We start from the raw sequence: 26,912 nt of genomic DNA, 5'->3' as shown, positions 1-26,912 counted from the left end.
GGCCACGCTGGGTAGCGTGAACTTAACGTCGTTAAGGGGGCTTGCATGAGCATCGACACGTGCACCAGCACATCCACCGGCACCGAGGTGCTGATCGTGGGGTCCGGCCCGACCGGGCTCGTCCTGGCCATCGACCTCGCCCGGCGCGGCATCCGCCACCGCGTCATAGACCGCGCGCCCCGCGGCTTCCCCGGCTCGCGCGGCACGGGCCTGCAGCCGCGCACGCTGGAGGTCTTCGAGGATCTGGGCGTCCTGCCCGCGTTCCTGGCGGACGGCGGACCCTGCCCGCCGATGATGAACTGGGACGGCCCCCGGCAGCTCGGCGAGTGGGAGCTGGTCGAGCGCACCGACCCCACGCCCGCCGCGCCGTACGGCGAAGTGCTGATGCTGCCCCAGTGGCGCACGGTCGAGATCCTGGGCGCCCGCCTGGCCGAGCTCGGCGGCCACGTCGACTTCGACACCGAGCTGACGGACTTCAGCCAGGACGCGGACGGCGTCACGGCCACGCTCACGCACGCCGACGGTGAGCGCGAGACCGTGCGGGTGGACTATCTGGTCGGCGCCGACGGCGGTCGCAGCACCGTGCGCAAGGCGCTCGGCATCGACTTCGAGGGCGACTTCGTCGACCCCCGCCCCGTCCTCCTGGCCGACTTCTCCCTCGAGGGGCTGGAGCGCACGCACTGGCACATCTGGCCCCAGGCGCCGGGCGGAATGGTGATGATGCGCCCCCTGGAGGGCACCGAGTCCTTCCAGTTCCTCGCCCGATTCGAGGACACCGGCCACACGCCGGACGCCGAACGGGACGCCACTCCCGAGGCCCTCCAGCGCCTGCTCGAGGAGCGCACGGGCCGCACGGACCTGCGGGTGGGCGAGGTGACGTGGTCCTCGACGTTCCGGGCGCGGGCAGCGATGGCCGGGCGGTTCCGCTCGGACCGGGTCCTCCTCGCCGGGGACGCCGCGCACGTGCACTCCCCCGCCGGCGGCCAGGGCCTCAACACCAGCCTGCAGGACGCCTACAACCTCGGCTGGAAGCTCGACGCGGTGCTGCGGCTGAACGCCCCGGACACCCTGCTCGACACCTATGAGGCCGAGCGGATGGAGGTGGCGGCCGGCGTGCTGGGGCTGAGCACCCGCGTCCACCGCGCCGACCAGGGGGAGAACCCGCGGCGCGGCACCGAGACCCACCAGCTCGGCATCGGCTACCCCACCAGCCCGCTGACGCGCGAGCTGCGCCAGGACATCCCGGAGGGCGCCCTGCGGGCCGGGGACCGGGCGCCGGACGCGCCGTGCAAGGACCCCTCGGGCGCCACGGTCCGGCTCTTCGATGCCTTCTGCGGCCCGCAGTTCACCCTGCTGGCCGTCGGGTACGAGGCCGATCTGCCGAGCTTCGAGGGCGGCCTGGCGCGGACGTACCGCGTCGAGGGTCCGACGCCGGACCTGCGCGACCCCGACGGCCATGCGCGAGCGGCATACGGGAGCGGGCTGTTCCTGATACGCCCCGACGGGTACATCGGTCTGGCGACCGACGACCCGTCGGATGTGAGCGCGTATCTGAGGGAGATCACCGGCCAGGGCTGACCCCTCCGGCCGGCCGCCCCCGCCCGCCCGCCCGCCGGGGCTCGCTACAGCACGAGCGAGAGGAGGAGGACGAAGCCGATCCCGACGACCGAGATCACGGTCTCCATGAGCGACCAGGTCTTGATGGTCTGGCCGACGCTCATGCCGAAGTACTCCTTGACCATCCAGAAGCCGGCGTCGTTGACGTGGGAGAAGAACAGCGATCCCGCGCCGACGGCCAGGACGAGCAGGGCCGAGTGGGTCGTGCTCATGTCCGCGGCCAGCGGTGCGACGAGCCCGGCGGCGGAGATGGTGGCCACCGTCGCCGACCCGGTCGCCAGCCGGATGCCGACGGCGATCAGCCAGGCGAGGAGGAGGGCGGAGACGGACCAGTCCTCGGAGATGTCCAGGATCATCCGGCCGACGCCCACGTCGATCAGGGTCTGCTTGAAACCGCCGCCCGCGCCGACGATGAGCAGGATGCCGGCGATCGGCACGAGCGACTTCTCCACGGTCCCGGCGAGCCGGTCGCGGCCGAAGCCGGCGGCCCGGCCGAGGGTGAACAGCCCCACCAGGACGGCGGCGAGGAGGGCGATCAGCGGGGAGCCGACGACGTCGGTGACGCGCTGGAGGTGGTTCTTCGGGTCGTCCACGACGATGTCGACGAGCGCCTTGGCGAGCATCAGCAGCACGGGCAGCATGACCGTGCCCACGGTGACGCCGAAGCCGGGGCGGCGGGCCAGGTCCTCCGAGGGACGCTGCGGGATGAGCTTCTCGGGCGGGGCGATGTCGACCCAGCGGGCGGCGTAGCGGGAGAACAGCGGACCCGCGATCACCGCGGTGGGTATCGCCACGAGCACGCCCAGGGCCAGGGTGACGCCGAGGTCGGCGTGGATGGCGTCGATGGCGGCCAGCGGGCCGGGGTGCGGGGGCACCAGCCCGTGCATCACCGACAGGCCGGCGAGGGCGGGGATGCCGATCCGCATCAGCGAGTGGTGGCCGCGCTTGGCGACCAGCAGCACCACCGGGATCAGCAGCACGATCCCGACCTCGAAGAACAGCGGCAGGCCGATGACGCCGGCGATCAGCACGATGGCCCAGGGCATCGAGCGTGTGCCCGCCCTGGCCAGGATCGTGTCGACGATCTGGTCGGCGCCGCCGGAGTCGGCCAGCAGCTTGCCCAGGATCGCGCCGAGCGCGATGAGCACACCCACCCCCGCCACGGTGGCGCCCAGGCCGCCGGTGAAGCTGGCGATGACCTTGTCGAGCGGCGCGCCCGCCACCGCGCCGAGGACCAGCGAGCCGATGGTCAGCGAGAGAAACGCGTGCAGTTTGAAGCGGGTGATGAGGAGGACGATGACGGCGATGCCGATGAGGACGGCGGTGCCCAGCTGTGCGTGACCTGCCGAAGTGATCGGTGCGGTGGGGGCCGCGGCCAGCATCTCGACGCTGAGAGTGCTCACGGGGCTTCCTTGAGAAGGGGGGAGGGGGGAGGTGTTCAGAGCCGCCGCAGCGCGGCGACCGCCCGCTCGGCGATGACGGCCGCCTCGGGCGCGACGTCGACGACGACGCCCACCTCGTCGGCCTCGAGCGGTTCGAGGGTGGCGAACTGGGAGTCCAGCAGCCGGGTGGTCATGAAGTGCCCCTTGCGGGCGGCCATGCGATCGGCGATCAGCTCGCGGTCGCCGGTGAGGTGCAGAAAGACGACCGTGCCGGGTGCGGCGGCGCGCAGCCGGTCGCGGTAGGCGCGCTTGAGGGCGGAGCAGCTGACCACGCCGCCCGCCCCCGCCTCCGCCCGGCCGCGGGCCCAGTCGCCGATGGCGTCGAGCCAGGGGGCGCGGTCGGCGTCGTCCAGGGGGGTGCCCGCCGACATCTTGGCGATGTTGGCGGGCGGGTGGAAGTCGTCGCCCTCGGCGTACGGGACGCCGAGCGCCTCCGCGACCAGGGGCCCGACCGTGGTCTTGCCCGTGCCGGATACGCCCATCACCACGACGACCATCTGTGCCGTACCTCGCTGTCCCTGTCGCCGACGCCATCGGTTGTGCGGCCTCACTGAAACCCACATGTACGACGTATTCAAGGGGGCGTAACTAAAACGTCATACTTATTCCCTCACGCCTGTCATCCGGAGGGGCCCCGTAGGCTGACCCCATGGACAGAGCACAGGGCCAGCACGAGCGCGTGCTCGACTCCCTCGGGCCCGCGATCACCGGGGGCGCCTACCCGCCGGGCAGCGTGCTGCGCACCGACGAGCTCGAGGAGCGCTTCGACGTCTCGCGCACGGTCGTCCGCGAGGTGATACGCGTCCTGGAGTCCATGCACCTGGTCGCCTCCCGGCGCCGCGTCGGCGTGACCGTGCTCCCGGCCGACGAGTGGAACGTCTACGACCCCCGCGTCATCCGCTGGCGCCTGGCCGGCCCCGACCGGCCCCGCCAGCTGCGCTCCCTGACGGTGCTGCGCTCGGCGATCGAACCCGTCGCGGCCGGCCTCGCCGCCCGCCTCGCCACGCCCGAGCAGTGCGCCGAACTGACCGAGCACGCCCTGGGCATGGTGGCCACCTCGCGCGGCCAGCAGCTGGAGCGCTATCTGGTCCACGACATCGCCTTCCACCGGGTGATCCTGCGGGCCTCGGGCAATGAGATGTTCGCGCGGCTGGGCGATGTCGTCGCGGAGGTCCTCACGGGCCGCACCCACCACCAGGTGATGTTCACCGACCCCGACCCGGCCGCGGTGACCCTGCACGTGCGCGTCGCCGAGGCCGTACGGGAGCGGGACGCGGCCCGGGCGGAGGCGCTGACCAGGGAGATCGCGACGGGGGCGATGGCGGAGCTGGACGTCCTGGTGCCCTGAGGGCCGATGCCCTGAGTCCGGGCACCCTGAGGAGGGGCGCCCCGGCGCTCACTTCGCCGGATCCCCCGGCAGCGGCCGCAGTTCGTACCACCGCCGGTCCGCCTCCAGCTGGGCGGCCAGCGAGATCAGCAGCGGCTCGCTGTTCGACGGTCCCAGCAGCTGTGCGCCCATCGGCAGCCCGGCCTCGGTGAGGCCGGAGGGCACGCTCAGGGCGGGCCAGCCCAGGACGTTCCAGGGCCAGGCGTACGGACAGGCCGCGATCATGCGGGAGTTGGTCTCGCGGCCGCCGAGGCCGGCCAGGTCGCCGGTGCGCAGCGGCGGTACGGCCGTGGTGGGCGTCAGCACGGCGTCGAAGCGCCAGAACATCTCCCCGATCCTGCGTCGCAGCGGCGCCTCCGCGGCCCGTGCCGCGCGCAGCAGCCCGCCGCCGAGCAGCAGTCCGCCGCGTACGTTCGCGTGCGTGCGGGGATCGAGCGCCGCGCGGTCGGGCACACGGGCGGACCAGTCGCGCACCCCGGCCATCGAGCGGGGCACGAAGGCGAGGCCGATCGGTCCGTAGCGCGGGTCCTCCTCCACGACCTCGTGCCCGAGCACCTCCAGCCGTTCGGCGATGCGCAGCGTCGCGGTCCGGACGGCCGGGTCCAGCCAGTGCCGGACGGCGGCGAAGGCGGGCCGCAGCGACAGCGCGATCCGCAGCCGGCGCCGCGGCCCGTGCCCGGCGGCGGCGAGGATGTCGACGGCCGGCGGCCGGTGCAGGTCGCCCTCGTGCGAGCCGCTCGCCACGTGCAGCAGCAGCGCGGCGTCGCCGACCGTGCGGGCGAACGGCCCGTCGGCGGTGATGCCCCGGAACGACTCCCGCTGCGGCCACGTCGAGATCCGCCCCCGCTGGGGTTTGATGCCGACCAGGTGCGTCCAGGCGGCGGGTATCCGGATCGAGCCCGCGCCGTCCGAGCCGAGCGCGGCCGGTACGAGCCCGGCGGCGACGGCCGCGGCGGAGCCTCCGGAGGAGCCGCCGGGGGTGTGGCGCAGGCTCCAGGGGTTGCGCGTCACGCCGAAGGCGGGCCCGTCGGTGACGGGCCACTGGCCCAGTTCGGGCGTGTTGGTCTTGCCGACGATCACCGCGCCGGCGGCCCGTAATCGGCGCACGGCCTCGCTGTCGGCCTTCTTCGCCGGGAAGTCGCCGGGGCAGCCGAAGGCGGTCGGCTCGCCGGCCACGTCCATGTCGTCCTTGACGGCGACGGGCACGCCCAGCAGCGGTGCGCGCTCGCCCGCGGCGAGCCGCCGGTCGGCGGCCTCCGCCTCGCGCAGCGCCGCTTCCGCGCGGACCCGCCGGAACGCGTTGAGCGTCGGCTGCGTCGCCTCGATGCGCCGCAGCGACCGCTCCACCAGCTCCCGCGAGGAGACCTGCCGCCCGGCCAGGGCCCGTGTCTGCTCCTGGAGCCCTTCGTGTTCTTCGCCGCTGAAACCGGTCACACCGATCCCCCTTCCCCCACTCGAACACACGTTAACGGCACAGGAGTTGCAGGACCACCAGGCCTCACGGGGCGACGCTGTCCCCCAGGAACAGCGGGAGGCAGGGTTCCAGGCCGTGGATCCCGACGGGGACGGCGCGGTGCGCCTGCCATGCCTCGCGGTCGAGGCGCAGGCGCCGGAAGGTCCGGGGCCGGCCGCGCACGGAGGCGACGAGCAGGCCGTCGGGGCGGTAGCCGAGTCTGCGGGAGACGCCGAGGGAGCGGGGGTTGTCCGGCATGGCGGCCGACGTCATGAACCGGGCGCCCAGCCCCTCGAACGCCAGGTGGGCCACCGCCGCCCGCATCTCGGTGCCGATGCCGCGGCCCTGGTGGGCCAGGCCCAGCCATGAGCCGGTCTCGATCTCCCGGGTCACCGCGTAGTCGACGGCGGTGAGATCCTGCCGGCCCACCGGCTCGCCGTCGCACAGGACGGCCAGGCTCAGCGTCCACTTCTCCGGGCGCCAGTCGGCGACGGTGCCGAGCAGGTGCTGGAACGTCGCCCGGCCGCGCTCGACGGGAGTGCCGTCGGTCCAGGGGATCAGGAAGGGCATCTCGCCCGGTTCGTGCACACCGTCCGCCCCCACGGCCGAGAGGCCGTCGAGCAGGGGCAGGTCGGGCAGTCTCAGTTCGAGTCGAGGCGTGGTGATGCGCAGCCCGTACAGGGGCCAGTAGTGGATTCCCATGACGAAACCCTGCCGGTGGCAGGCCTGTTGACGCGAACCGTTTTACGACGGCTCCCACCGCCGTTGCTCACTCCTTCGAGTGAATGAACGCCCCCAGTGGGCCTAGTCCGGGATGCTCTGGGCATTCCGCACCACGGTGCAGATTCCGCACCGGAAGCAGGGGTGGGAAGGGGTCTCCTCATGGACCAGCACGAGCTGTACGAACCGCCGGCGATGGCGGAAGTCGGCGACTTCGCCGAGCTGACGCGCGGCGAGGCGATCGGGGCGCACTACGAAGGCGGGTTCCCGCCCTACGAGTGGTACCTCGGCCCGAGCTGAGGCCGCCGGTTCATGACGGGTGACGTGTGGTTCGCGGTCCTCCCGGACGGCGAAGCGGGCGCGGCCGCGGCGCGGCTGCTGCGGCCCCGGGCGACCGAGGTCGTCGCCCATCCTTCGGGCCGGCCCTGGCTGCTCGGCAGTTGGCCGGAGGGACATGTGACGGTGGGCGTCGCGGGGCCGCGGCGGCTGGCGGTGATCGGGCGCTGCCCGGTCACCGCCGACGCGCTGGCGGCGCGCGCGGGCCGCCTCCGGGACGTCGCGGACGCGGAGCGGGCGGCCCGGGGCCTGACCGGCAGCTTCCACCTCCTGGCCTCGGTGGACGGGCGGATCCGCGTCCGGGGCAGCGCGTCCGGGGTGCGGCGGATCTTCCACGCGCGCGTCGGCGGTGCGACGGTGGCCGCCGACCGGGCGGACCGGCTCGCCTCGGTGACAGGGGCGGTCGTGGACGAGCGGATCCTGGCTCTTCACCTGCTGGCCTCGCCTCCTCCGTATCCGCTGGACGACCACTGCCTGTGGCAGGGCGTGCAGGGGCTGCGCCCCCATGACTGCCTGCTGCTCGAGGCTGATGGACGGGGCCGTGCACAGCGCTGGTGGAGCCCTCCGGAGCCGGAGCTACCGGCGGCACAGGGGGCGGCGGCGGTGCGCGATGCGCTGTCCGCCGCGGTGGACGCGTGCATCGCCGGGGGCGGCACGGTCAGCTCGGATCTGTCCGGCGGCATGGACTCCACCAGCCTGTGCTTCCTGGCCGCGCGGGAAGCGGCCCGGGACCGGGCCAAGCTGGTGACGCTGCGCTGGGAGAGCCTCGACCCCGCCAACGACGACACCGCCTGGGCCGCACGCGCGGCCGCCGCGCTCCCCGCTGCCGAGCATGTGACGCCGCCCCGCGACCAGTGGCCCCTGTGGTACAGCGATCCGACGGGTCTCGGCGCCGTCCCCACGGAGGAACCCGGCGCCTGGGTCCGCGACAGCGCCAGAATCGCGGCGACCGCCGAGCTGATGACCGCCCGGGGCTCGCGGCTGCACATGATGGGCGGCGGCGGGGACGAACTGTTCACGGCGTTCCCCCCGCACCTGCACGACTACGTCCGCAGCCACCCGCTGGCGGCGTTCGCCCGCATCCGCCGCCACCGCGACTCCCAGCACTGGCCGTTGTGGCCGGTGCTGCGCCAACTGGCCGACCGCAGCACGTACCGCCAGTGGCTGGCCGCCTGGGCGGAGGACCTCACCGGTCCCGAACCCCCTCCGGCGACCGCCGGTCGCCCGGCCCCCTCCACCGCGTGGGGCGTCGACGTGCGCATGCCCTCCTGGGCGACCCCGGACGCCGTCCGGACGGTGCAGCGCCTGCTCCGCGAGGCCGCCGACACCGCCGAACCCCTCGCACCCCGGCGCGGACAACACACCGCGCTGACGTTGGTACGGGCCGGCGGGCGCGGCTTCCGTCTGCTGGAGCAGGTGTTCTCCCGCCTGGGGCTGGACTACGCCGCGCCCTTCCTCGACGACGGCGTGCTCGAGGCGGCGCTGGCCGTCCGCGTGGCCGAACGCAGCACGCCCGTCCGGTACAAGCCGGTCCTCGCCGAGGCGATGCGCGGCATCGCGCCCGACGCCGTCCTGCGGCGCTCCACCAAGGGCGAGTACAGCGCCGACTTCCACGACGCCCTGCGCCGGAACCGGGCCACGCTGGTCGAGTTGTTCGACGACTCCCGGCTCGCCCGCACCGGCCTCATCGACGCCTCGGCCATCCGTACGAGCCTGCTCGGGGTCCACCCGACCCCGAACGCACTGCGTCCCTTGGGCTCCACCCTGGGCAGCGAGACCTGGCTGCGCTCACTGAACGTCGCGACCACCGGAGGAGCACCGTGAGTCTCGCCCTGCGCCATGACGTCTGCGCGACGGACACCGAGGACGGCATGGTGCTCCTCGACGAACTCACCGGCCGTTACTGGCAGCTCAACGGCACCGCCCGCACCGTCCTGCGCGCCCTGCTCGGCGGCGCCACACCGCAGGACGCCGCCCGCCGGCTCCTCGAGGCCTACCCCCAGCTCACCGCCGAACGCGCCGCCGGCGACACGGCCGCGCTCATCGACTCCCTGCGCGCGGCGCGGCTGGTGGTGAGCGCATGAGCCAGCCCATGGCGCCGGCCGCCCGGGAGTCCCTGCCCCTCCGCCACCGCCCGCCGGCGCTCCTGGCCACCGCGGCGGCCCGCCTCCTCGTCCTGCTCAAGCCCCACCGCATCCGCCGCGTCCTGACCCTCATCCGCCGCGGCGCCGCCCCCGCCACGACTGAACAGGCCCTCGCCGCCCGCCGCGCGGTCGTCGCGGTGAGCACACGCTGCGCCGGCGAGGGCTGTCTGCAACGCTCGGTGGCCACGGCCCTGTTGTGCCGGATGCGCGGCGTCTGGCCGGACTGGTGCACCGGGGTGCGCACGGCGCCGTTCCGCGCCCATGCCTGGGTGGAGGTCGACGGCCAGCCGATCGGCGAACCGCACCGGGCGGGCCACTACCACCGGCTGATGGTGGTACCGAGCCGCGCGCGGTAACCGGGGCTCCGCCCCGGACCCCGGTCCTCAATCTCCCCCAGCTACCGCTGGGAGGTGCCCCCAGACGGGCTGAGATTCAGCCCGTCCGGCGATTGAGGACAAGAAACGGTGAAAGGGCGGGGTGAGGTGAGGACATCCCCCCTACCCCTGGGTGGGTTCCCCGATAGGCAGGCGTACCCCGCGTCAACCACCATGGTGCACATGACACTTCGGACCCGCCATGCACTCCTGCTCGCCCTCTCCTCCGCCGTCGTCGCCACCGGCCTCGCCGCCCCCACAGCTACCGCCAAGGACTCCGGCCCCAGACCGCCCACCCTCTCCTGGAAACCCTGCGCCGCCGCCCCCGGGCAGGAGTGCGCCGACCTCTCCGTCCCCCTCGACTACCGCAAGCCCGGGGGCCGGCACATCAGCCTCGCCGTCTCGCGGCTGCGCACCGACCGACCGGAGGCCCGGCGGGGGACGTTGCTCGTCATACCGGGCGGGCCCGGTGGTTCGGGGACGGGGAAGCTCGCCGTCGTGGGGGACGAGCTGCGCAAGGAGACGCGGGGGGTGTACGACATCGTCAGTTTCGATCCGCGCGGCGTCGGCGGGAGCACACAGGCCGATTGCAGGCTCGGCGAGGACGATCTCGAAGTGGCGCACCTGCGGCCCTGGCCGGGGCCCGGCGGGGACATCGGGCCCAGCGTCGTCCGGGGCCGCCGCATCGCCGAGGCGTGCACCCGCAACGGCGGGGAGCTGATCCGGTCGTTCTCCACCGCCAACGAGGTGCGGGACATCGACCGGCTGCGCCAGGCCCTCGGCGAAGACAAGCTGTCGGCGTGGGGCACCTCGTACGGCACGTACGTGGGCGCCGTGTACGCGCAGAAGTACCCGGAGCGCACCGACCGCTGGGTGCTCGACAGCAGTGGCGACCCCGATCCCGAGCGCGTCGCGCGCGGCTGGCTGGCGAACATGTCGGCGGCGGCGGACGACCGGTTCCCGGACTTCGCGAAGTGGGCCGCCGATCCGGCCCGCGACGGCAAGCACCGGGTCGCCGAGCGGGCCGAGGACGTACGGCCACTGTTCCTCTCCCTCGCCGCCAGGCTCGACCGGGTGCCGGAGGAGGCCGGCGGCAAGCAGCTGCTCACCGGGAACCGGCTGCGGCAGGAGCTCCAGCAGGGGCTCTACGCCGACCGTGACTTCGAGCGGCTCGCCGAGCTGATCGTGTCGGCCCGCGACGCCGGGCAGGCGCCCGTGCCCTACGAGCCCCCGCGCGCGACCTCCACCGAGGCCGCCGTCATGGTCGGCGTCATCTGCAACGACGTGCGCTGGCCCCGCTCACTGCCCGACTACGCGCGCGACGTGGCCGTCGACCGCGTCCGGCATCCGCTGACCGGCGGGATGCCCGTCGGCGTGATGCCGTGCGCGTTCTGGCCGGACGGGCCCGCCGACAAGCCCACCCGCATCACCCCGGACGGGCCGTCCAACGTCCTCATGGTGCAGAACCTGCGCGACCACGCCACCCCGTACCGCGGCGCGCTGAAGATGCGCCAGGCGTTCGGCGACCGGGCGCGCATGGTCGCCGTCGACTCCGGAGGCCACGGCGCCTACCTCCGCTCCGGCAACGCCTGCGGTGACCGCGCCGTCACCGCCTTCCTCACCACCGGGAAGCGGCCTGCCCAGGACATGCTGTGCAAATAAGGCAGATAGGTCAGAAGAGCTGCTGCTGGCCGTCCATCGGCGGCTCCTCCGGGTCGAACAGCCGCGGTTCCGTGGCCAGCAGCGGCGCCGAGCGGCGCGAGCCGGGGCAGGACACCAGCTCGTAGGAGAACGCGGGGCGGCGGCCCGGCGGGTCGTGGCGGGCGTAGCGGCCGCCGACGACGGCGATCTCGCGGGTGCATACGGGGCAGGCGCGGCGGGGTGAGGACATACCTCTCAGTGTCCCTCAGCCCGGGAGGAGGTCAGAACGCCTCCGTCGGCACGTGCGAACCCCACACCTCGCGCAGCGCCCCGCACACCTCGCCGACCGTCGCCCGGGCCCGCAGCGCGTCCTTCATCGGGTGGAGGACGTTGTCCGTGGTGCCCTCGGCCGCCTTCTTCAGGGCGGCCAGCGCCGCCGCCACGGCTCGCCCGTCCCGTTCCGCCCGCAGCCGTGCGAGCCGCTCCCGCTGCCGGGCCTCGATCTCCGGGTCGACGCGCAGCGGCTCGTACGGCTCCTCCTCGTCCAGCTGGAAGCGGTTGACGCCCACGACGACCCGCTCGCCGCTCTCCGTCTCCTGGGCGATGCGGTAGGCGTTGCGTTCGATCTCGCTCTTCTGGAAGCCGTGCTCGATGGCGGCCACCGCCCCGCCCAGGTCCTCGACGCGCCGCATCAGCGCCACCGCGGCCTCCTCGACCTCGTCCGTCATCGACTCCACCACGTACGAGCCCGCGAAGGGGTCGACGGTCGCCGTCACGTCCGTCTCGTACGCCAGCACCTGCTGTGTGCGCAGCGCCAGGCGGGCGGCCTTGTCGGTGGGCAGGGCGATGGCCTCGTCGAAGGAGTTGGTGTGCAGCGACTGCGTGCCGCCCAGGACCGCCGCGAGGCCCTGCACCGCGACGCGCACGAGGTTGGTCTCCGGTTGCTGGGCGGTGAGCTGGACGCCCGCGGTCTGGGTGTGGAAGCGCAGCATCAGCGACTTGGGGTCGCGCGCGCCGAACTCCTCGCGCATCACCCGCGCCCAGATCCGGCGCGCCGCCCGGAACTTGGCGACCTCCTCCAGCAGCGTCGTGCGGGAGACGAAGAAGAACGACAGCCTCGGCGCGAAGTCGTCCACCTCCATGCCCGCCGCCACGGCCGTGCGTACGTACTCGATGCCGTCGGCCAGGGTGAAGGCGATCTCCTGCACGGGCGAGGCGCCGGCCTCGGCCATGTGGTAGCCGGAGATGGAGATGGTGTTCCAGCGGGGGATCTCGGCGCCGCAGTAGCGGAAGATGTCGGCGGTCAGGCGCAGCGAGGGCTTGGGCGGGAAGATGTACGTCCCGCGGGCGATGTACTCCTTCAGCACATCGTTCTGGATGGTGCCCGTCAGGCGGTCGGCCGGTACGCCCTGTTCCTCCGCCACCAGCTGGTACAGCAACAGCAGCAGCGCCGCGGGGGCGTTGATGGTCATGGAGGTGGAGACCTCGCCGAGGGGGATGCCGTCGAAGAGCACCCGCATGTCCTCGACGGAGTCGACGGCGACGCCGACCTTGCCGACCTCGCCGCTCGCGAGGGGGGCGTCGGAGTCGTGGCCCATCTGGGTGGGCAGGTCGAAGGCGACGGACAGGCCGTGCGAGCCGTGGGCGATGAGCCGGCGGTAGCGGGCGTTGGACTCGGCGGCGGTGCCGAAGCCCGCGTACTGACGCATCGTCCAGGGGCGGCCGGTGTACATCGTGGGGTACACGCCGCGGGTGTAGGGGTAGGCGCCCGGGTCGCCGAGCTTGTCGGCGGGGTCCCAGCCGGTGAGGGCGCCGGGGCCGTAGACGGGCTGGATGGGCAGTCCGGATTCGCTCGACCGGGTCATGGGATGCCTCCCGCTCTCCGTTTCGGAGGGTCCTCATCCGGACTGTAGCGGTGCGGGGCGGCGGGAAGAGGGGCGGCGCGGGCAGGACCGGGGGAAGAGCCCCGCCCGCGCCGATGCGCGGAGCCGACGGTATGGGGGGAACTCCGGCTCCTGCGCAGCCGATGACCAGTCGGCTTCACTACCTACAGCGCCGTGGCGTCCGAAAGTGTCACACCGGGCGTCGGGACCGGCAGCGGAACGCTCGTGCGGGGGAGGCTGCGGGTGCGCGGCACGGTCCGCGTGCCGCCCGTCAGCGAGCCGCCCGTGGCACCGGCCGTGGCATCGCCGGAGGAGTCGAAGAGGCTGAGGACCTCTTCGCAGTACGTGCGCAGGTCCACGGCGCCCGTGCCGCCGGCGCTGCGCTCGAGGCTGCGCATCTCCTCCTCGCCGACGCCCTTGCCGGAGGCGCCGCGCTTCTTGCCGTTGGTGAGGAACTCACGGCAGATCCTGGCCGCCCAGGCACGGCTGCCCAGGGCGTCGGCGTCGCTGTTCTTGTCGCGGTCCTTCCCCTTGTCGGCCTTGTCGTCGCCGGTGGCGTCGGAGGGGGTCGCCGAGGGGCTGCGGCCCGGTGCGTCCGTCGGGTCGCCGGGGGTGGCGCTGCCGGGCCGGCGGGTGCCGTACGCGTCGGGCTCGGCGCTGTGCCGGCCGCCGCTCGCACCGGGCGAGGGGGTGACGCGGGGGCCGGGGGCGGCGGGGGCGAGGGTCTCGGTCTCGGCGCCGCCGGCCACGGTCACGCTGGTGGCGGGCGTGGGCTCCTTGGCGCCGCGGCCGAAGGGGACGGGCAGGACGCCCGTGCCGGCGGCGACGGCGACGCCGCCCACCGCGCAGCCGGCCAGGGCCAGGGCGAGGGCAGCGTTGAGGGGGCGGCGGCGCAGGAAGGATCGGACCACGCCCGAGGGTCTGGCGCGGTGCGCCGCGGGCGGCGCGGCGGCCGGCGCGGCACCGGCGGCGCGGGCCTCGCGGAAGGCGGCCAGCGCCGCCTCTTCGCCGGGCAGCGGGCCGTCGGGCAGGGGGGCGGTGAGAGAGCGCAGCGCCGCGTCGAGCCGTTCGGCCGCGAGCCGGGCGGCCTTGCCGGGGCCGTCGTCCGTGCTCGTGTCCGTGTCCGCCACGCATCCGGCGACGACGGATTCGCCGCGCAGCACTCGCTCCACGGCGTCGTCATCCAGCCAGTCGTACCGGTGGTCGTCCGCCATCACATGTCCTTCTGCGTCCGCGCGCGCAATTGCGTCACACCGGCAGAAGCGTTGGCTCCGCCCGTTCCGGTGTGTGACTGGCGCTGTCCGGGGGTGGCGTCGGCGACCTGCCGGCCGCCCCCCGCCGTCACGAGCTCGGCCAGCCGCCGAAGGCCGCGGTGTGCGGCGGTGCGCACGGCGCCGGGGCGCTTGCCCAGCACTCCGGCGGCGCTCTTGGCATCGAGGCCGACGACCACGCGCAGCACGACGGCCTCGGCCTGGTCCTGCGGGAGCTGGGCGATCAGGGCGAGGGTCTGCCCCGTGCCGAGGGCCTCGAGGGCCTCCCCGGCGGTGTCCGCGTCGGCGGCGCGGCCGGCGAGTTCGCTCTCGTCCCCGCCAATGGCCGGGCGCCGGCCGCGCATCCGTATGTGATCGAGCGCACGGTTGCGGGCGATCCGGGCCGCCCAGCCGCGGAAGCGGTCGGCGTCGCCGGTGAACCGCTCGAGGTCGCGGGCTATCTGCAGCCACGCCTCCGAGGCCACGTCCTCCGCGTCCGAGTCGCCCACGAGCGTGCGTACGTACCCGAGCAGGCGGGGATGCACGGTCCGGTAGACCGTACGGAATGCCGTTTCGTCCCCGCCCTGTGCCGCGCACACCGCGGCGGTCAGCTCAGCGTCGTCCCCCTGCACGCTCTCATCCTGCACCACGCGCCATACCTGCGGTTCAGTAGCCCTGCGTACCGTTGCCGAAAGGATTCTGCGGACCCGTGCCCGGAGGACCGTACGGAGGCTGTCCGTAGGGCTGCGCGGGAGGCTGCTGGGGCTGCTGCTGCGGCCCCCAGCCGGCGGCCGGAGCCGCCGGGGCGCCATACGGCATCCCCGCCGCGGGCATCGCGCCCATCGGCATCCCGCCCATGGGCGGCACGGCCTGCGGGCCGGCCAGGGCGCGCTGCTCCTGCATCCGCGTCAGCTGCCGGACGACCAGCAGCGCGAGGAGCGCGGCCACGACGTACAGCAGCAGGGCGAGCGTGCTGATCGAGAGCGCGGTCTTCAGCGTCTCGATGTCGTCGCGCACGGAGTCCAGGCTGGTGTGGCGGGTCTTGAGCTTCCGCTCGGCCACCGAGTACATGGCGTTGCCGACCATGCTGATGCCGCCCGCCACCAGCCAGAGCACCCACCAGGCGTTGAGCAGGCCCTTGGGCGCGCTCTGCGGGCCCCCCGGGGCGCTGGCCCGGTAGATGTCGTTGGCCATCTGCTTGGGGAACCAGAGGTTGACGACCGGCGTGAACCACGAACCGACCGCCCAGCCGCTGCCGAAACGGTGCGTTCCGGGCGCGAAGGCCTCGGCGTTGAGCCGCATCCGGCGGAACCAGATGACCCACAGCACGCCCGTGACCGCGAGCGTCAGGATGTAGACGAACAGCATCGCGGCGTAGAAGCCGTCCGCGTCGTCCGCCTTGTCCAGCGCGGCGGACGTGGCGCCGTCGCGCAGCAGCATGTCGACGGCCTCGCGCTGCTGGCCGCGCGCGGCTATCAGGAGCAGCAGCACCGCCATCGCCACCGACAGCAGCACCGTCAGCGAGATCCGTACGCCGCGGCGCAGGTCCACGCCGCCGACCGGCATCGCGCCCGGCGCCGCCGGGTACGGGTACGGCGGCACGGCGGCGGCCATCGGCGCCGCCGGCTGCTGGTACGCCCCGCACGCGGCGCAGCGGCCGTCGTGGCCCACCGCGACTGCGCGGCAGTGACCGCACGGATACATCTCTCAGACCCCCTGGGTTGTGGCCCGGCCAAGGCCACGGGAAAACGGCTATGAGCGGGAGATACTACGCGGCCCGCGCCCGGGGCCCGGGGTGTGACGAATTTTCGATTCCCGGCGCTGTAGGAAGTGCGTACCCCACCAGGGTCCGCAACGGAACGGCGGCCGGAGCCTCTCCTGTGGGGGGTGGCGGCTCCGGCCGTCCTTCGTTCCGTCACCGCTTTCACCGCCCGGCGAGCCGTCGCTCCACCATGCCGAGCCGGGCGAGCAGGTCCCGGAAGAGGTCCTCCACGAGGGGACCGGGCTCCGCGGCCAGCACCCGGGCCAGTTCCGCCGCGTCCGCCGCGCGTCCGACCGCCGCCGCCCACGCCGCGCAGTGCGCCGCCGCCACGGGCGGGGCGGGGAAGAGTTCGTCGAGGCCGAGTCCGGTGTCGGCCATGTGGCGGGCCAGTGCCGTGCGGCCCAGACAGGCCGACCAGCAGGGGCCGCCGGGGCGCGCGCCGCCGATGACGGCGCAGTCGCTCTCCATCACGTACGCGGCCAGGGCCGGTGCGTCCGTGGCGTCGGCCAGGGCGCGGACCAGGGCGTCCGTGCCGGCCGGGTCGGGCGGGCCGGGTCGCTCCCACAGCCGCCAGCCGCCGGCGAAGGTCCGGGCCGGCACCGGTCGGTCGCGGCCCGTGGCGAGGACGGGGCACTCGGCGAGTGCCCCGTCGCCGGCACGGCCGACGAGTAAGTAGCCCCAGAAGCCCATGAGCGTTCTCCCTCTGTCTGTTTCCGTCCGCGAAAACAAACGGCTCTGGGTCTTACAGCGCGGGGAACTCCTCCTCCGTCACACCGGCATCACGCGGTCTCAGGCGTCTTCGCCCACCGCGTCCTTCACCGAGATCGTCAGATCGTTGGTGACGGTGAAGTACGGCCGCAGCCGGACGTCCCCGCGGTTCGCGGCCGGGAAGGTGTCGATGCCCTTGCGGTCGGCGAAGTCGCCGGCGAGCCGGCCCACCCGCACCAGGGCGGCCCCGGCCGCCGGGCGCACGTACAGGTCCCACAGGTCCTGCTCCTCGCCGACGCGCCGGCTCATCGGCCCGTACGGCAGGGTGCCGGCGCCCCCTTCGGCGGGCGTGCGGACGTCGCCCACCGCGCCGTCGGCGCCGCGCAGCCGGGCGACGAGCTCGGCGCCCTCGCCCGGGGCGGTCCCGGACAGGGCGAAGGAGACGCTCACCCCGTCGGCCCCCATCCGTACCTCCGTCGCCTCGGCGTGCTCGGGCCGCAGCCAGGTCCGTACGGCGAGGAAGCCGTCGCTCGTCCCGTACGGCACCCACGCCGTGACGCCCTTGGCGCTCGGCTGAAGGGGAAGGTCCAGCAGCGTCTTCTGCTCGACGAGCGCGGCGCGCAGCCGGCGCCGGGAGGAGTCGCCGGAGCGCTCGACGTAGGTGTCCCAGCGCCCTTCGGACATCATGTGCGCGGTCCGCCCGATGCGGGCCTCCACCCACTCCCCCGTCTCCCGGCCGCGCTCCGGCAGCGGCACCCGGACCGTCTCCTTGCCCTTGCTGCCCCGGTGCCGCAGCAGGACGTGCGTGTCGGCGCCGGTCAGCTCGCCGGCCCGGACGCGTACGAGCAGGGAGCCGTCGGCGTCGACCGTGCAGCGGGCCTCCGGATGGGCGGCGCTCTCCTGCGGGCGCGGCGCGGCCGGCTGCTGCTTGCGGCCGCCGCCGAAGAGACCGCGCAGCAGGCCGCCGCCCTTCTTCGGCCGCTCGGCGGTGCAGCCCGGCCGCAGTTCCTCGAAGAGCTCCTCGTAGCGCCGGGCGACGGCGGAGGGTTCGTAGCGGTGTGCGGCCGTCCGGGCGGCGTCGCCCAGCCGGACCCGCAGGGCGGCGTCCCCGGTCACCTTCAACAGGGCCTCGGCGTAGGCGTCGACGGCGTCGTGCCCGTCCGCCTCCGGGCCGGCCAGCGGCACCAGCAGGCCGTCGGTGCCGTCCGTGAGGATCTCGCGGGGGCCGTACGGGCAGTCGGTGGCGACGACCGGCAGGCCGGCGTGCATGGCCTCGACGATGGTCATGCCGAAGGACTCGGCGTCGGAGGCCACGGCCGCGACGGCGCCCTTGGACCACTCGGTCTCGATGGGCGAGCGGGCACCCATGAGGGTGACGCGCTCGTACAGGCCCAGTTCCTCGATCTGCTTGCGCAGCTTGGCCTTGGCCGGGCCGCGTCCGTAGATGCGCAGGTTCCAGTCCGGGCGCTCGTCGGCGATCTTGCCGAAGGCGGCGATGAGGCGGTCGTAGCGCTTGACGCCGACGAGGCGGCCGGCGGAGACGATCGTCCGGGACGTGCCGTCGGAGGGGGCGGCGGCCGGGGCGGGGACGGCGTTGGGGATGGACAGGATGCGGGCGCCGGCGTCGGGAAGGGCCTCGCGGTAGTGCCCGGCGTCCGCCTCGGAGACGGTGGCGAAGGCGTCCAGCGCGGCGATGGCCGGGTCCATCACGGCGTGCAGCTCCGCGACGTGCGCCTCGTGGGTGAGGTGCTCCTGGCCCAGCCGCAGGTAGGGGCGGTCGGCGCCGTACCGCGCGAGGTAGCCGATGAGCTTGGGCCGGGTGGCGATGACGACGTCCGCGTCGGTCGCGGCGAGGTGGGCGGCGACGCGCTCGTCGGTGAGGGCGGTGGCGGCCATGCGGCCGTTGTCGATGCGCTCGTCCCGGAAGATCTCGCTGGGCCGCTGGTTGAGCGGGGCCTCGTACTCGTCGTGCTCGGTGCCTTCGCGCAGGTCGACGAGGGGCGTCACGCGCACGCGGGGGTCGATGCTCAGCTCGGGCTCGTCCACCGGGCGGTTCACGCTGATGATCCGCACGTCGTGGCGGTCGGCGAGGGCGGAGGCGAGGTTGACGGTGGAGCGGATGGTGCCGCCGATGCCGTAGGCGTTGTGCAGCAGGAATTCGATCTTCATCGGGCCCTCGTTACGGTGCGCGGTGCTTGCGGCGAGGGTACCGGGGGCTCCGCCCCCGGGCCCCCGGTCCTCAAACTCCCCCAGCTACCGCTGGGAGGTGCCCCCAGACGGGCTGGACTCGCTCAGCGCCGCACCTGGCCCACCAGGGCCGTGAAGTCCGGCCACGTGCGTCGTGGCACCCGTGGGTCCCACAGCCGCTGCGCCACCGCCGCCAGCGGCAGCCGGATCCCCGCCGCCACCTGGTCCGCCGTCTGGGCCTCCGGCCGGTCGCACCACACCGCCAGGCGGCCGCCCGGGATGCGGTCCGGGCCCGTCGGCCCGGTCGGCACGGGCGCCGTGCCGCGCAGCACGGCCGGCGACCACTGCCGGTAGATCCGCTCGCCGGTCGGGTAGACGAACTGGTTCGGCTGACCGAGCACGTAATAGAGGTATTCGTCGTTCAGGTTGACCAGCGTGCGTCCCTCGTTCAGGTACTCCTGCGGCGGACGGGCGCCGATCTCCTTGCCGGTCCAGTACTCGACTTCGATGGATTTGTCGGGCGTGACGACGCCGCCCGTGAAGAAGCCGTCGTTCCACGCCTTGGGCGTCTTGCCGAGGCTCCGCACGACCGCCGCCCGGTCGTTGAGCCAGCCCGTCGCCAGGTCCTGGACCCGGGCCTTGGGCCCGTACTTCTGCCGGGCCGCCTCGGCCAGGCGGGGGTAGGAGGCCTCGGGGTCCTTCGCCATCAGGGCGCGGTACTCGTCGGCGCCGAGGTGGAAGTACGGGCCGGGGAAGAGGGCCGCGTACTCGCGGATGAGGTCGTCGACGATGGCGGCGGAGCCGGCGTTGGCGATGTCGACGGCGCCCCGGGCGACCGTCCCGGAGGCGTTGCGGAGCTGCAGGGCGGGGTGGGAGTTCATGACGGCGCCCAGGTGGCCCGGCGAGTCGATCTCGGGGACGACGGTGATGTGCAGGGTCGAGGCGAGGTCGATGATGCGGCGGATCTCGGCCTTGGTCAGGTGCTGCGGGGAGACGATCTCCGGGTGCGAGGTGCTCTCGATGCGGAAGCCCTGGTCGTCGGAGAAGTGCAGGCCGAGCTGATTGAGCTTGAGGTCGGCCATCTCGCGCAGCCGGGCCTCGATCCAGTCGGCGGGGAAGTGCTTGCGGGCGATGTCGAGGTTGAGCCCGCGCTGCGGGCGGTCGGGCCGGTCGCTCAGCGTGCCCTCGGGGATGCCGCCGCCGGTGCGGACGGCCTGCAGGACGGTGCGGGTGCCGTAGAAGACGCCCGCCTCGTCGGGGGCGGTGACGGTGGCCTTGCGGCCCCGGGTCTCCACCCGGTAGGACTCCGGGCCGCCGCTCTGACCCGGACGGAGCATCAGCTCGACGTCACCCGAGTGGGCGGGGCCGGTGGCGAAGGGGAGCTTGAGGTCGGCGGCGAGCCTGCGGCCCTCGTCGGCCAGCGGGCCGTCCGGGGCCACCACGCGGGCGCCGGGTGCGGGCCGCCAGCCGGGGCCGCCGGCCGGGGAGAACGAGCGGACGGCCGGGACCGTACGCGGAAGGGCGCCGGGCACGGGCGGCGGCCCGGGCGCGGCGGTGGTGCCGGCCGGCGAGGTCGGACGCGCCGACGTTCCGTGGGGGGAGCGCGAGTCGCCGTCGGCCGGGCGGTCGGCCGAACCGTCCCGGGGACAGCCCATGAGGGTCATGGTCGCGAGGAGGGCGAAACTCGCCACGGTCCCCCGGACGGCCGACGCACGCGAGAGCCTGACAGAGCGTCCCATGGAGCAAACCTCCTATGTGGTGCTTTGCGGCGAAGATATTGCTTTTCGTCCGTTGTGCTGCGCCTCGCGCCCCGGACACGCCGGGGCAGATCGGACAACCCGGGCTCTGGTTGCCGAAGGGCCTAGGCCGTACGTGCCTCTTTGATCACACCTGACATACCCCGGGGGACCGAACCGACAGAGCGTCGCTACGATGGCCAGGGCCGGTGGACCGTACCCGGCCGGGCCCGACCGACAGAGAAGCCGGCAGGCCCCAATCCCCGCTCCCGGAGGGTTTTCCGTGCCGGCTGGAACGCTGTACCGCGGCCGGGAAGGCATGTGGTCCTGGGTGGCTCATCGAGTCACCGGCGTCCTCATTTTCTTCTTCCTGTTCGTGCACGTCCTCGACACCGCTCTCGTTCGCGTCTCCCCTGAGGCCTACGACGACGTGGTCGCGACGTACAAGACCCCGATCGTGGCCTGCCTGGAATACGGCCTGGTCGCCGCCATCCTCTTCCACGCGCTCAATGGCCTTCGGGTCATCGCGGTGGACTTCTGGTCCAAGGGCCCGCGCTACCAGAAGCAGATGCTCTGGTCCGTCGTGGGCGTCTGGGCCCTCCTGATGGCGGGGGCGATCTACCCCGTGCTCGGGCATGCCGCACGTGAACTGTTCGGGAGCTGAGGCGCCAGATGTCCGCTGAAACCACCCCCGCTGCCGTGAGCGACGTGTCCCTGTACGACGTCGACAACCCGGCCCCGGTCATCGAGGCGCCGCGCAAGCGCACCAAGAAGACCCCGAAGTCCACGCGCACCAACTTCGAGCTGTACGGCTGGCTGTTCATGCGGCTGTCCGGCATCGTGCTGGTCGTCCTGGTCCTCGGCCACCTGCTGATCCAGCTCGTGCTGGACGGCGGCGTCAGCAAGATCGGCTTCGCCTTCGTGGCCGGCCGCTGGGCCTCGCCGTTCTGGCAGGCCTGGGACCTCGTCATGCTGTGGCTCGCGATGCTGCACGGTGCGAATGGCCTCCGCACGGTCATCAACGACTACGCGGAGCGGGACAACACCCGCTTCTGGCTGAAGATGCTGCTGTACACCGCCACGGTGTTCACCGTCCTGCTGGGCACGCTGGTGATCTTCACCTTCGACCCGAACATCCGCTAGAGCCCGGGGCTGACGCGACCATGAAGATCCACAAGTACGACACCGTCATCGTCGGCGCCGGTGGCGCCGGCATGCGTGCGGCCATCGAGGCGACCAAGCGCAGCCGCACCGCGGTGCTCACCAAGCTGTACCCGACCCGCTCCCACACCGGCGCCGCCCAGGGCGGCATGGCCGCCGCCCTCGCGAACGTCGAGGAGGACAACTGGGAGTGGCACACCTTCGACACGATCAAGGGTGGCGACTACCTGGTCGACCAGGACGCCGCCGAGATCCTGGCGAAGGAGGCCATCGACGCGGTCCTCGACCTCGAGAAGATGGGCCTGCCGTTCAACCGCACCCCGGACGGCACCATCGACCAGCGCCGCTTCGGCGGTCACAGCCGTAACCACGGCGAGGCCCCGGTCCGCCGGTCCTGCTACGCCGCGGACCGCACCGGCCACATGATCCTCCAGACGCTGTACCAGAACTGCGTCAAGGAGGGCGTGGAGTTCTTCAACGAGTTCTACGTCCTCGACCAGCTGATCACCGAGGTCGACGGCGTCAAGAAGTCGGCCGGTGTGGTCGCCTACGAGCTGGCCACCGGCGAGATCCACGTCTTCCAGGCGAAGGCCGTCATCTACGCCTCCGGCGGCACCGGCAAGTTCTTCAAGGTGACCTCCAACGCGCACACCCTCACGGGTGACGGCCAGGCGGCCTGCTACCGCCGCGGCCTGCCGCTGGAGGACATGGAGTTCTTCCAGTTCCACCCGACCGGCATCTGGCGCATGGGCATCCTGCTGACGGAGGGCGCCCGCGGTGAGGGCGGCATCCTCCGCAACAAGGACGGCGAGCGCTTCATGGAGAAGTACGCGCCGGTCATGAAGGACCTCGCGTCCCGTGACGTCGTCTCGCGCTCCATCTACACGGAGATCCGCGAGGGCCGTGGCTGCGGTCCCGAGGGCGACCACGTCTACCTCGACCTCACCCACCTGCCGCCGGAGCAGCTGGACGCCAAGCTCCCGGACATCACCGAGTTCGCGCGGACGTACCTGGGCATCGAGCCCTACACGGACCCGATCCCGATCCAGCCCACCGCGCACTACGCCATGGGCGGCATCCCGACCAACGTCGAGGGCGAGGTGCTGGCCGACAACGACACCGTCGTCCCCGGCCTGTACGCCGCCGGCGAGGTCGCCTGCGTGTCGGTCCACGGCGCCAACCGCCTGGGCACCAACTCGCTGCTCGACATCAACGTCTTCGGCCGCCGCGCGGGCATCGCCGCCGCGGAGTACTCCGCGAAGGCCGACTACGTCGAGCTGCCGGAGGACCCGGCGCAGCTCGTCGCCGACCAGGTCGAGCGGCTGCGCAACTCCACCGGCACCGAGCGGGTCGCGGAGATCCGCAAGGAGCTGCAGGAGACCATGGACGCCAACGTCATGGTCTTCCGCACCGAGCAGACCATCAAGACGGCCGTCGAGAAGATCGCCGAGCTGCGCGAGCGCTACAAGAACGTGTCCGTCCAGGACAAGGGCAAGCGCTTCAACACGGACCTGCTGGAGGCCATCGAGCTGGGCAACCTGCTCGACCTGGCCGAGGTCATGGCCGTGTCCGCGCTGGCGCGCAAGGAGTCGCGCGGTGGTCACTACCGCGAGGACTACCCCAACCGCGACGACGTCAACTTCATGCGCCACACCATGGCGTACCGAGAGGTCGACGCGGACGGCAAGGACTCGATCCGCCTCGACTACAAGCCGGTCGTCCAGACCCGCTACCAGCCGATGGAGCGTAAGTACTGATGGCTACTCCGACTCTCGAGAAGACCGGGACCGCGGCGAACGACGTGTCGCCGTACATCACGGTCACCTTCCGGATCCGCCGGTTCAACCCCGAGGTCTCGGCCGACGCCACCTGGGAAGACTTCGAGGTGGAGATCGACCCGAAGGAGCGCGTGCTCGACGGTCTCCACAAGATCAAGTGGGACCTGGACGGCTCGCTGACCTTCCGTCGCTCCTGCGCGCACGGCATCTGCGGCTCCGACGCGATGCGCATCAACGGCCGCAACCGCCTGGCGTGCAAGACGCTGATCAAGGACCTCAACCCGGCCAAGCCGATCACGATCGAGCCCATCAAGGGCCTGACGGTCCTGAAGGACCTCGTGGTCGACATGGAGCCGTTCTTCCAGGCGTACCGCGACGTCATGCCCTTCCTGATCACCAAGGGCAACGAGCCGACGCGTGAGCGCCTGCAGTCCGCCGAGGACCGCGAGCGCTTCGACGACACCACCAAGTGCATCCTGTGCGCCGCGTGCACGTCCTCGTGCCCGGTGTTCTGGAACGACGGCCAGTACTTCGGCCCGGCGGCGATCGTCAACGCGCACCGCTTCATCTTCGACTCGCGTGACGAGGCCGGGGAGCAGCGCCTGGAGATCCTGAACGACAAGGACGGCGTGTGGCGCTGCCGCACGACCTTCAACTGCACCGACGCGTGCCCGCGTGGCATCGAGGTCACCAAGGCGATCCAGGAGGTGAAGCGGGCGCTCATCACGCGCCGCTTCTGACCTCCGGTCCGGCTCGCAGTGCCGTGGGCCCCGCTCCCGATTTTCGGGAGCGGGGCCCACGGCGTTTTTTCGGGGCTCCGCCCCGGACCCCGGTCCTCAAACTCCCCCAGCTACCGCTGGGAGGTGCCCCCAGACAGGCTGTAAGTGCTTGACCTTCACACTGGTGTCATACGGCAGCCTCTGGGTCATGACACAGATCGCCGCACTTTCCACGACCGTCACCGGATCCGGCCCCGGCCTCCTGCTCGCGCACGGCGCGGGCGGCAGCATCGAGGGCAACTACGCACCCATCCTCCCGGCCCTCGCCGAGCACCACACCGTGGTGGCCCCCGACTACCCCGGCTCCGGCGCCACGCCGCGCGCGACCGACGGCATGAGCCTGGACGGGCTGGCCGACGCGGTCGTGGCCGCGGCGGACGGGGCGGGGCTGGAGACCTTCACCCTCGTCGGCTACTCGCTGGGCACGCTGGTCTCCGTACGGGCCGCCGCCCGGCATCCCGAGCGGGTGCGGGGCCTGGTGCTGACGGCCGGTCTGGCCCGGCCCGACAACCGGCTGCTGGCCTCCCTGGACCTGTGGCGCAAGCTGCTCGCGGAGGGGGACCTGCAGGCCTTCGCCCGCTTCGTCGCCCTCAGCGGCTTCGGCGAGGACTTCTTCAACGCCGTGCCGCGGGAGGAGCTCGGGGCCTTCTACGACATGATCGCCGGGGGCGTGCCGGCCGGCGCCGCCGACCAGGCGGCCCTCGTCGAGGTCGCCGACACCTCCGGCGACCTGCCGGGCATCTCGGTGCCCACCCTGGTCATCGCCACGGCGCAGGACACCCTGGTCTCCCCCGCCCACTCCCGCCTGCTGGCCGACCGCATCGCCGGTGCCGAGTACGCCGAGATCGCCACGGGCCACGTCCCCATGGCCGAGCGGCCCGAGGAGTGGCAGAAGCTGATCACGGACTTCCTCGGCCGCCACGGCCTGTGAGGGGGCGGGGCGGGCCCTTTCAGATCCGCCCCAGCATCCACAGCCGCCAGATGCCCGTGCCGTCGGAGAGGTACTGGGTCCCGGAGACGGCGGACCGGCCGAGGACGTAGTCCTTCTTCTGCCACAGCGGCACCAGGGGCACGTCCTCGGCCACGATCTTCTGGATGCTGCGGACCTCGGCCGCCACCCGGTTGCGCTGCGGGTTCCGCCGCGTCACCCGGATGAGGTCCTCCACGCGGGTGCTGGAGTAGCCGGAGTGGAAGGCGTTGTCGGCGCCGACCAGGGGGCTGGTGAAGGTGTCGGGGTCGGGGAAGTCGGCGACCCAGCTGACGCAGTACGCGTCGTACTCCCCCTTGGCATAGCCCTCCTGGAACTCCTGCCACGCGACCCGCAGGGTGCTCACCCGGAACAGCCCCGTCGCCTCCAGCTGCCGCTTGAGCAGCGCCGCCTCCTGGTCCGTCACCGCGCCCTGCGAGTAGGCGATCCGGAAGGCGACCGGCGTCGTGACGCCCGCCTGCTTCAGCAGCTGCGCGGCCCGGCCGGGGTCCGGCCTGGGGTAGGCGTCGAAGAAGGACGTGGCGTGGCCCGTGAGGCCCTGCGGAACGAGGGAGTACAGCGGCTCCACCGTGCGCAGGTGCACGTCCCGGGCGAGCGCCTCGCGGTCGACGACGGCGGCGATCGCCCGGCGCACGGCCGGCGCCCGCAGGGGTGAACCCTCGCGCTGGTTGAAGACCAGGAAGCGGGTGTTGGCGGCGGCATTCTCGCTCACCCGGACGCCGGAGTCGGCGGACGACAGCCCGGCCAGGTCGGCGGGCGGCATCTGCCGGGCGGCCACGTCGACGGCCCGGCGCTTCCAGGCGTCGCTCATCCGGCCCGGGTCGGCGAAGTAGCGCACCGTCACATCGCCGCCGACCTTCTTCACGGCGCCCTTGTAGTGCTTGTTGCGCTCCAGCTCGGCGCTGGCGCCGGGCTCGTAGACGGCCAGGACGTACGGGCCCGAACCGTCCGCCTCCTCGCCCCGGCGGAGCCGGTCGGCGGGGTAGAGCTCGCCGTCGACGATCGACCCCGCCCCCGTGGCGATCTTGAGCGGGAAGGTGGCGTCCGGCACCTTCAGCCGGAAGGTCACCGTCGTCCCGTCGGCGGACGCCTCCACCGACCCCAGCGTCTCCAGCAGCGACCTCGGCCCCTGCGGGGAGTCGATCCGCCCGATGCGGTCGAAGGAGAACTTCACGTCCTCCGCCGTCAGCTCGTGGCCGTTGGCGAACCTCAGCCCCGGGCGCAGCTCGCACACGTACGTGCGCAGGTCGTCGCCCCGGAAGGAGCAGCGGCGCGCCGCGTCGGGCACCGGGGTGCCGGAGCCCGGCCCGAAGGTCAGCAGCGACTGGTAGACGTTGCCGTACAGCGCCCAGGAGCCCGCGTCGTACGCGCCCGCCGGGTCCAGCGTGCTGACCGTGTCGGTCGTGCCCACCCTGACCGGCCCGCCGCCGTCGTCCCCCGCCGTGAGCCCGCAGCCGGACACCGACAGGGCCAGGCACGCCAGTACCGGCAGCACGGCCACTCGTAATCGGACACCACGCATCCCCTGCGCCCCTCCCGCCCAGTGATGCGCATCACCGTAAACAG

At 73.0% G+C, this 26,912-nt stretch carries 25 protein-coding genes; 12 read left to right on the top strand and 13 right to left on the bottom strand.

Translation table 11 applies throughout. The features are described 5' to 3' along the window. The first annotated feature begins 45 nt into the window (after nt 1-45). The gene (locus tag AB0G59_RS22010) at nt 46-1,578 is read left to right on the top strand and encodes an FAD-dependent monooxygenase (protein WP_360914040.1); all 1,533 of its coding nucleotides are present in this window, start codon (nt 46-48) and stop codon (nt 1,576-1,578) included. Nucleotides 1,579-1,622: 44 nt separating this feature from the next. On the opposite strand, the gene AB0G59_RS22005 is transcribed toward AB0G59_RS22010, so the two are convergent. Beyond that, a complete protein-coding gene (locus AB0G59_RS22005; protein ID WP_071964981.1) occupies nt 1,623-3,020 on the bottom strand; it encodes a gluconate:H+ symporter in 1,398 nt (465 codons plus the stop codon). Nucleotides 3,021-3,055: 35 nt separating this feature from the next. Continuing rightward, nucleotides 3,056-3,556, bottom strand: coding sequence for a gluconokinase (locus AB0G59_RS22000; protein ID WP_360914038.1), 501 nt, complete (start codon nt 3,554-3,556; stop codon nt 3,056-3,058). A gap of 152 nt (nt 3,557-3,708) precedes the next feature. Here AB0G59_RS22000 and AB0G59_RS21995 point away from each other — a divergent pair, with 152 nt between their 5' ends. After that, nucleotides 3,709-4,407, top strand: coding sequence for a FadR/GntR family transcriptional regulator (locus AB0G59_RS21995; protein WP_360914036.1), 699 nt, complete (start codon nt 3,709-3,711; stop codon nt 4,405-4,407). A gap of 48 nt (nt 4,408-4,455) precedes the next feature. Here AB0G59_RS21995 and AB0G59_RS21990 read toward each other — a convergent pair whose 3' ends face one another. Together AB0G59_RS21990 and AB0G59_RS21985 are read right to left on the bottom strand one after the other, a co-directional pair. Continuing rightward, the gene (locus AB0G59_RS21990; RefSeq protein WP_360914034.1) at nt 4,456-5,880 is read right to left on the bottom strand and encodes an amidase; all 1,425 of its coding nucleotides are present in this window, start codon (nt 5,878-5,880) and stop codon (nt 4,456-4,458) included. Nucleotides 5,881-5,944: 64 nt separating this feature from the next. Next, nucleotides 5,945-6,601 (bottom strand): GNAT family protein, encoded by a 657-nt coding sequence (locus AB0G59_RS21985; protein ID WP_360914032.1) that lies wholly within the window; start codon nt 6,599-6,601, stop codon nt 5,945-5,947. Nucleotides 6,602-6,781: 180 nt separating this feature from the next. Here AB0G59_RS21985 and AB0G59_RS21980 point away from each other — a divergent pair, with 180 nt between their 5' ends. The 5 genes from AB0G59_RS21980 (at nt 6,782) to AB0G59_RS21960 (ending at nt 11,135) form a co-directional block, all read left to right on the top strand. Continuing rightward, entirely contained in the window at nt 6,782-6,919 is a 138-nt protein-coding gene (locus AB0G59_RS21980) for a lasso RiPP family leader peptide-containing protein (protein WP_360914030.1), read from the top strand. A 12-nt stretch (nt 6,920-6,931) separates the two neighbouring features. Further along, nucleotides 6,932-8,779, top strand: coding sequence for an asparagine synthase-related protein (locus tag AB0G59_RS21975; RefSeq protein WP_360914028.1), 1,848 nt, complete (start codon nt 6,932-6,934; stop codon nt 8,777-8,779). Next, nucleotides 8,776-9,039: a lasso peptide biosynthesis PqqD family chaperone gene (locus AB0G59_RS21970; protein WP_360914026.1), complete on the top strand. Its 264-nt coding sequence runs from the start codon at nt 8,776-8,778 to the stop codon at nt 9,037-9,039. Before AB0G59_RS21975 ends, AB0G59_RS21970 begins: the two co-directional genes overlap by 4 nt. Beyond that, nucleotides 9,036-9,455 (top strand): lasso peptide biosynthesis B2 protein, encoded by a 420-nt coding sequence (locus AB0G59_RS21965; RefSeq protein WP_360914024.1) that lies wholly within the window; start codon nt 9,036-9,038, stop codon nt 9,453-9,455. Before AB0G59_RS21970 ends, AB0G59_RS21965 begins: the two co-directional genes overlap by 4 nt. Nucleotides 9,456-9,656: 201 nt before the next feature. Then, on the top strand, nt 9,657-11,135 hold the full coding sequence (locus tag AB0G59_RS21960; RefSeq protein WP_360914022.1) for an alpha/beta hydrolase: 1,479 nt from the start codon (nt 9,657-9,659) through the stop codon (nt 11,133-11,135). 10 nt (nt 11,136-11,145) lie between these two features. Here AB0G59_RS21960 and AB0G59_RS21955 read toward each other — a convergent pair whose 3' ends face one another. The 8 genes from AB0G59_RS21955 to AB0G59_RS21920 all read right to left on the bottom strand — a co-directional run bounded on the left by AB0G59_RS21955 (nt 11,146) and on the right by AB0G59_RS21920 (nt 20,643). Further along, complete coding sequence (locus AB0G59_RS21955) at nt 11,146-11,364, bottom strand: hypothetical protein (RefSeq protein WP_190064718.1); 219 nt, start codon at nt 11,362-11,364, stop codon at nt 11,146-11,148. A 31-nt stretch (nt 11,365-11,395) separates the two neighbouring features. Further along, nucleotides 11,396-12,979 (bottom strand): methylmalonyl-CoA mutase family protein, encoded by a 1,584-nt coding sequence (locus tag AB0G59_RS21950; protein WP_360914020.1) that lies wholly within the window; start codon nt 12,977-12,979, stop codon nt 11,396-11,398. Nucleotides 12,980-13,161: 182 nt separating this feature from the next. Further along, on the bottom strand, nt 13,162-14,211 hold the full coding sequence (locus AB0G59_RS21945) for a hypothetical protein (RefSeq protein WP_360914018.1): 1,050 nt from the start codon (nt 14,209-14,211) through the stop codon (nt 13,162-13,164). Beyond that, entirely contained in the window at nt 14,211-14,879 is a 669-nt protein-coding gene (locus AB0G59_RS21940) for an RNA polymerase sigma factor (RefSeq protein ID WP_071965164.1), read from the bottom strand. Before AB0G59_RS21940 ends, AB0G59_RS21945 begins: the two co-directional genes overlap by 1 nt. A 34-nt stretch (nt 14,880-14,913) precedes the next feature. Next, nucleotides 14,914-15,951 carry a DUF4328 domain-containing protein gene (locus tag AB0G59_RS21935; protein ID WP_360914016.1) on the bottom strand — a complete coding sequence of 346 codons (1,038 nt, stop codon included), beginning with the start codon at nt 15,949-15,951 and terminating at the stop codon, nt 14,914-14,916. 220 nt (nt 15,952-16,171) lie between these two features. Beyond that, on the bottom strand, nt 16,172-16,699 hold the full coding sequence (locus AB0G59_RS21930) for a hypothetical protein (RefSeq protein ID WP_360914014.1): 528 nt from the start codon (nt 16,697-16,699) through the stop codon (nt 16,172-16,174). Nucleotides 16,700-16,798: 99 nt separating this feature from the next. Continuing rightward, nucleotides 16,799-18,886 carry a glycosyltransferase gene (locus AB0G59_RS21925; RefSeq protein WP_360914012.1) on the bottom strand — a complete coding sequence of 696 codons (2,088 nt, stop codon included), beginning with the start codon at nt 18,884-18,886 and terminating at the stop codon, nt 16,799-16,801. A gap of 122 nt (nt 18,887-19,008) precedes the next feature. Next, complete coding sequence (locus AB0G59_RS21920) at nt 19,009-20,643, bottom strand: glycoside hydrolase family 20 protein (protein WP_360914010.1); 1,635 nt, start codon at nt 20,641-20,643, stop codon at nt 19,009-19,011. Nucleotides 20,644-20,923: 280 nt separating this feature from the next. Here AB0G59_RS21920 and sdhC point away from each other — a divergent pair, with 280 nt between their 5' ends. The 5 genes from sdhC (at nt 20,924) to AB0G59_RS21895 (ending at nt 25,289) form a co-directional block, all read left to right on the top strand. Beyond that, nucleotides 20,924-21,304, top strand: coding sequence for a succinate dehydrogenase, cytochrome b556 subunit (gene sdhC / locus AB0G59_RS21915; protein ID WP_360914008.1), 381 nt, complete (start codon nt 20,924-20,926; stop codon nt 21,302-21,304). Nucleotides 21,305-21,312: 8 nt separating this feature from the next. Then, nucleotides 21,313-21,783: a succinate dehydrogenase hydrophobic membrane anchor subunit gene (locus AB0G59_RS21910; RefSeq protein WP_360914006.1), complete on the top strand. Its 471-nt coding sequence runs from the start codon at nt 21,313-21,315 to the stop codon at nt 21,781-21,783. A 20-nt stretch (nt 21,784-21,803) separates the two neighbouring features. Further along, entirely contained in the window at nt 21,804-23,558 is a 1,755-nt protein-coding gene (gene sdhA, locus AB0G59_RS21905) for a succinate dehydrogenase flavoprotein subunit (protein WP_360914004.1), read from the top strand. Continuing rightward, entirely contained in the window at nt 23,558-24,319 is a 762-nt protein-coding gene (locus tag AB0G59_RS21900) for a succinate dehydrogenase iron-sulfur subunit (protein WP_360914002.1), read from the top strand. Before sdhA ends, AB0G59_RS21900 begins: the two co-directional genes overlap by 1 nt. A gap of 187 nt (nt 24,320-24,506) precedes the next feature. Then, nucleotides 24,507-25,289, top strand: a complete 783-nt coding sequence (locus AB0G59_RS21895; protein ID WP_360914000.1) for an alpha/beta hydrolase — start codon at nt 24,507-24,509, stop codon at nt 25,287-25,289. A gap of 19 nt (nt 25,290-25,308) precedes the next feature. Here AB0G59_RS21895 and AB0G59_RS21890 read toward each other — a convergent pair whose 3' ends face one another. After that, nucleotides 25,309-26,868, bottom strand: a complete 1,560-nt coding sequence (locus AB0G59_RS21890; RefSeq protein WP_360913998.1) for an ABC transporter substrate-binding protein — start codon at nt 26,866-26,868, stop codon at nt 25,309-25,311. Nucleotides 26,869-26,912 lie beyond the last annotated feature (44 nt).

This window comes from Streptomyces sp. NPDC021096 (genome assembly GCF_040641275.1).
Classification (GTDB): Bacteria; Actinomycetota; Actinomycetes; order Streptomycetales; family Streptomycetaceae; genus Streptomyces.
This window is presented reverse-complemented; position numbering and strand designations above follow the sequence as displayed.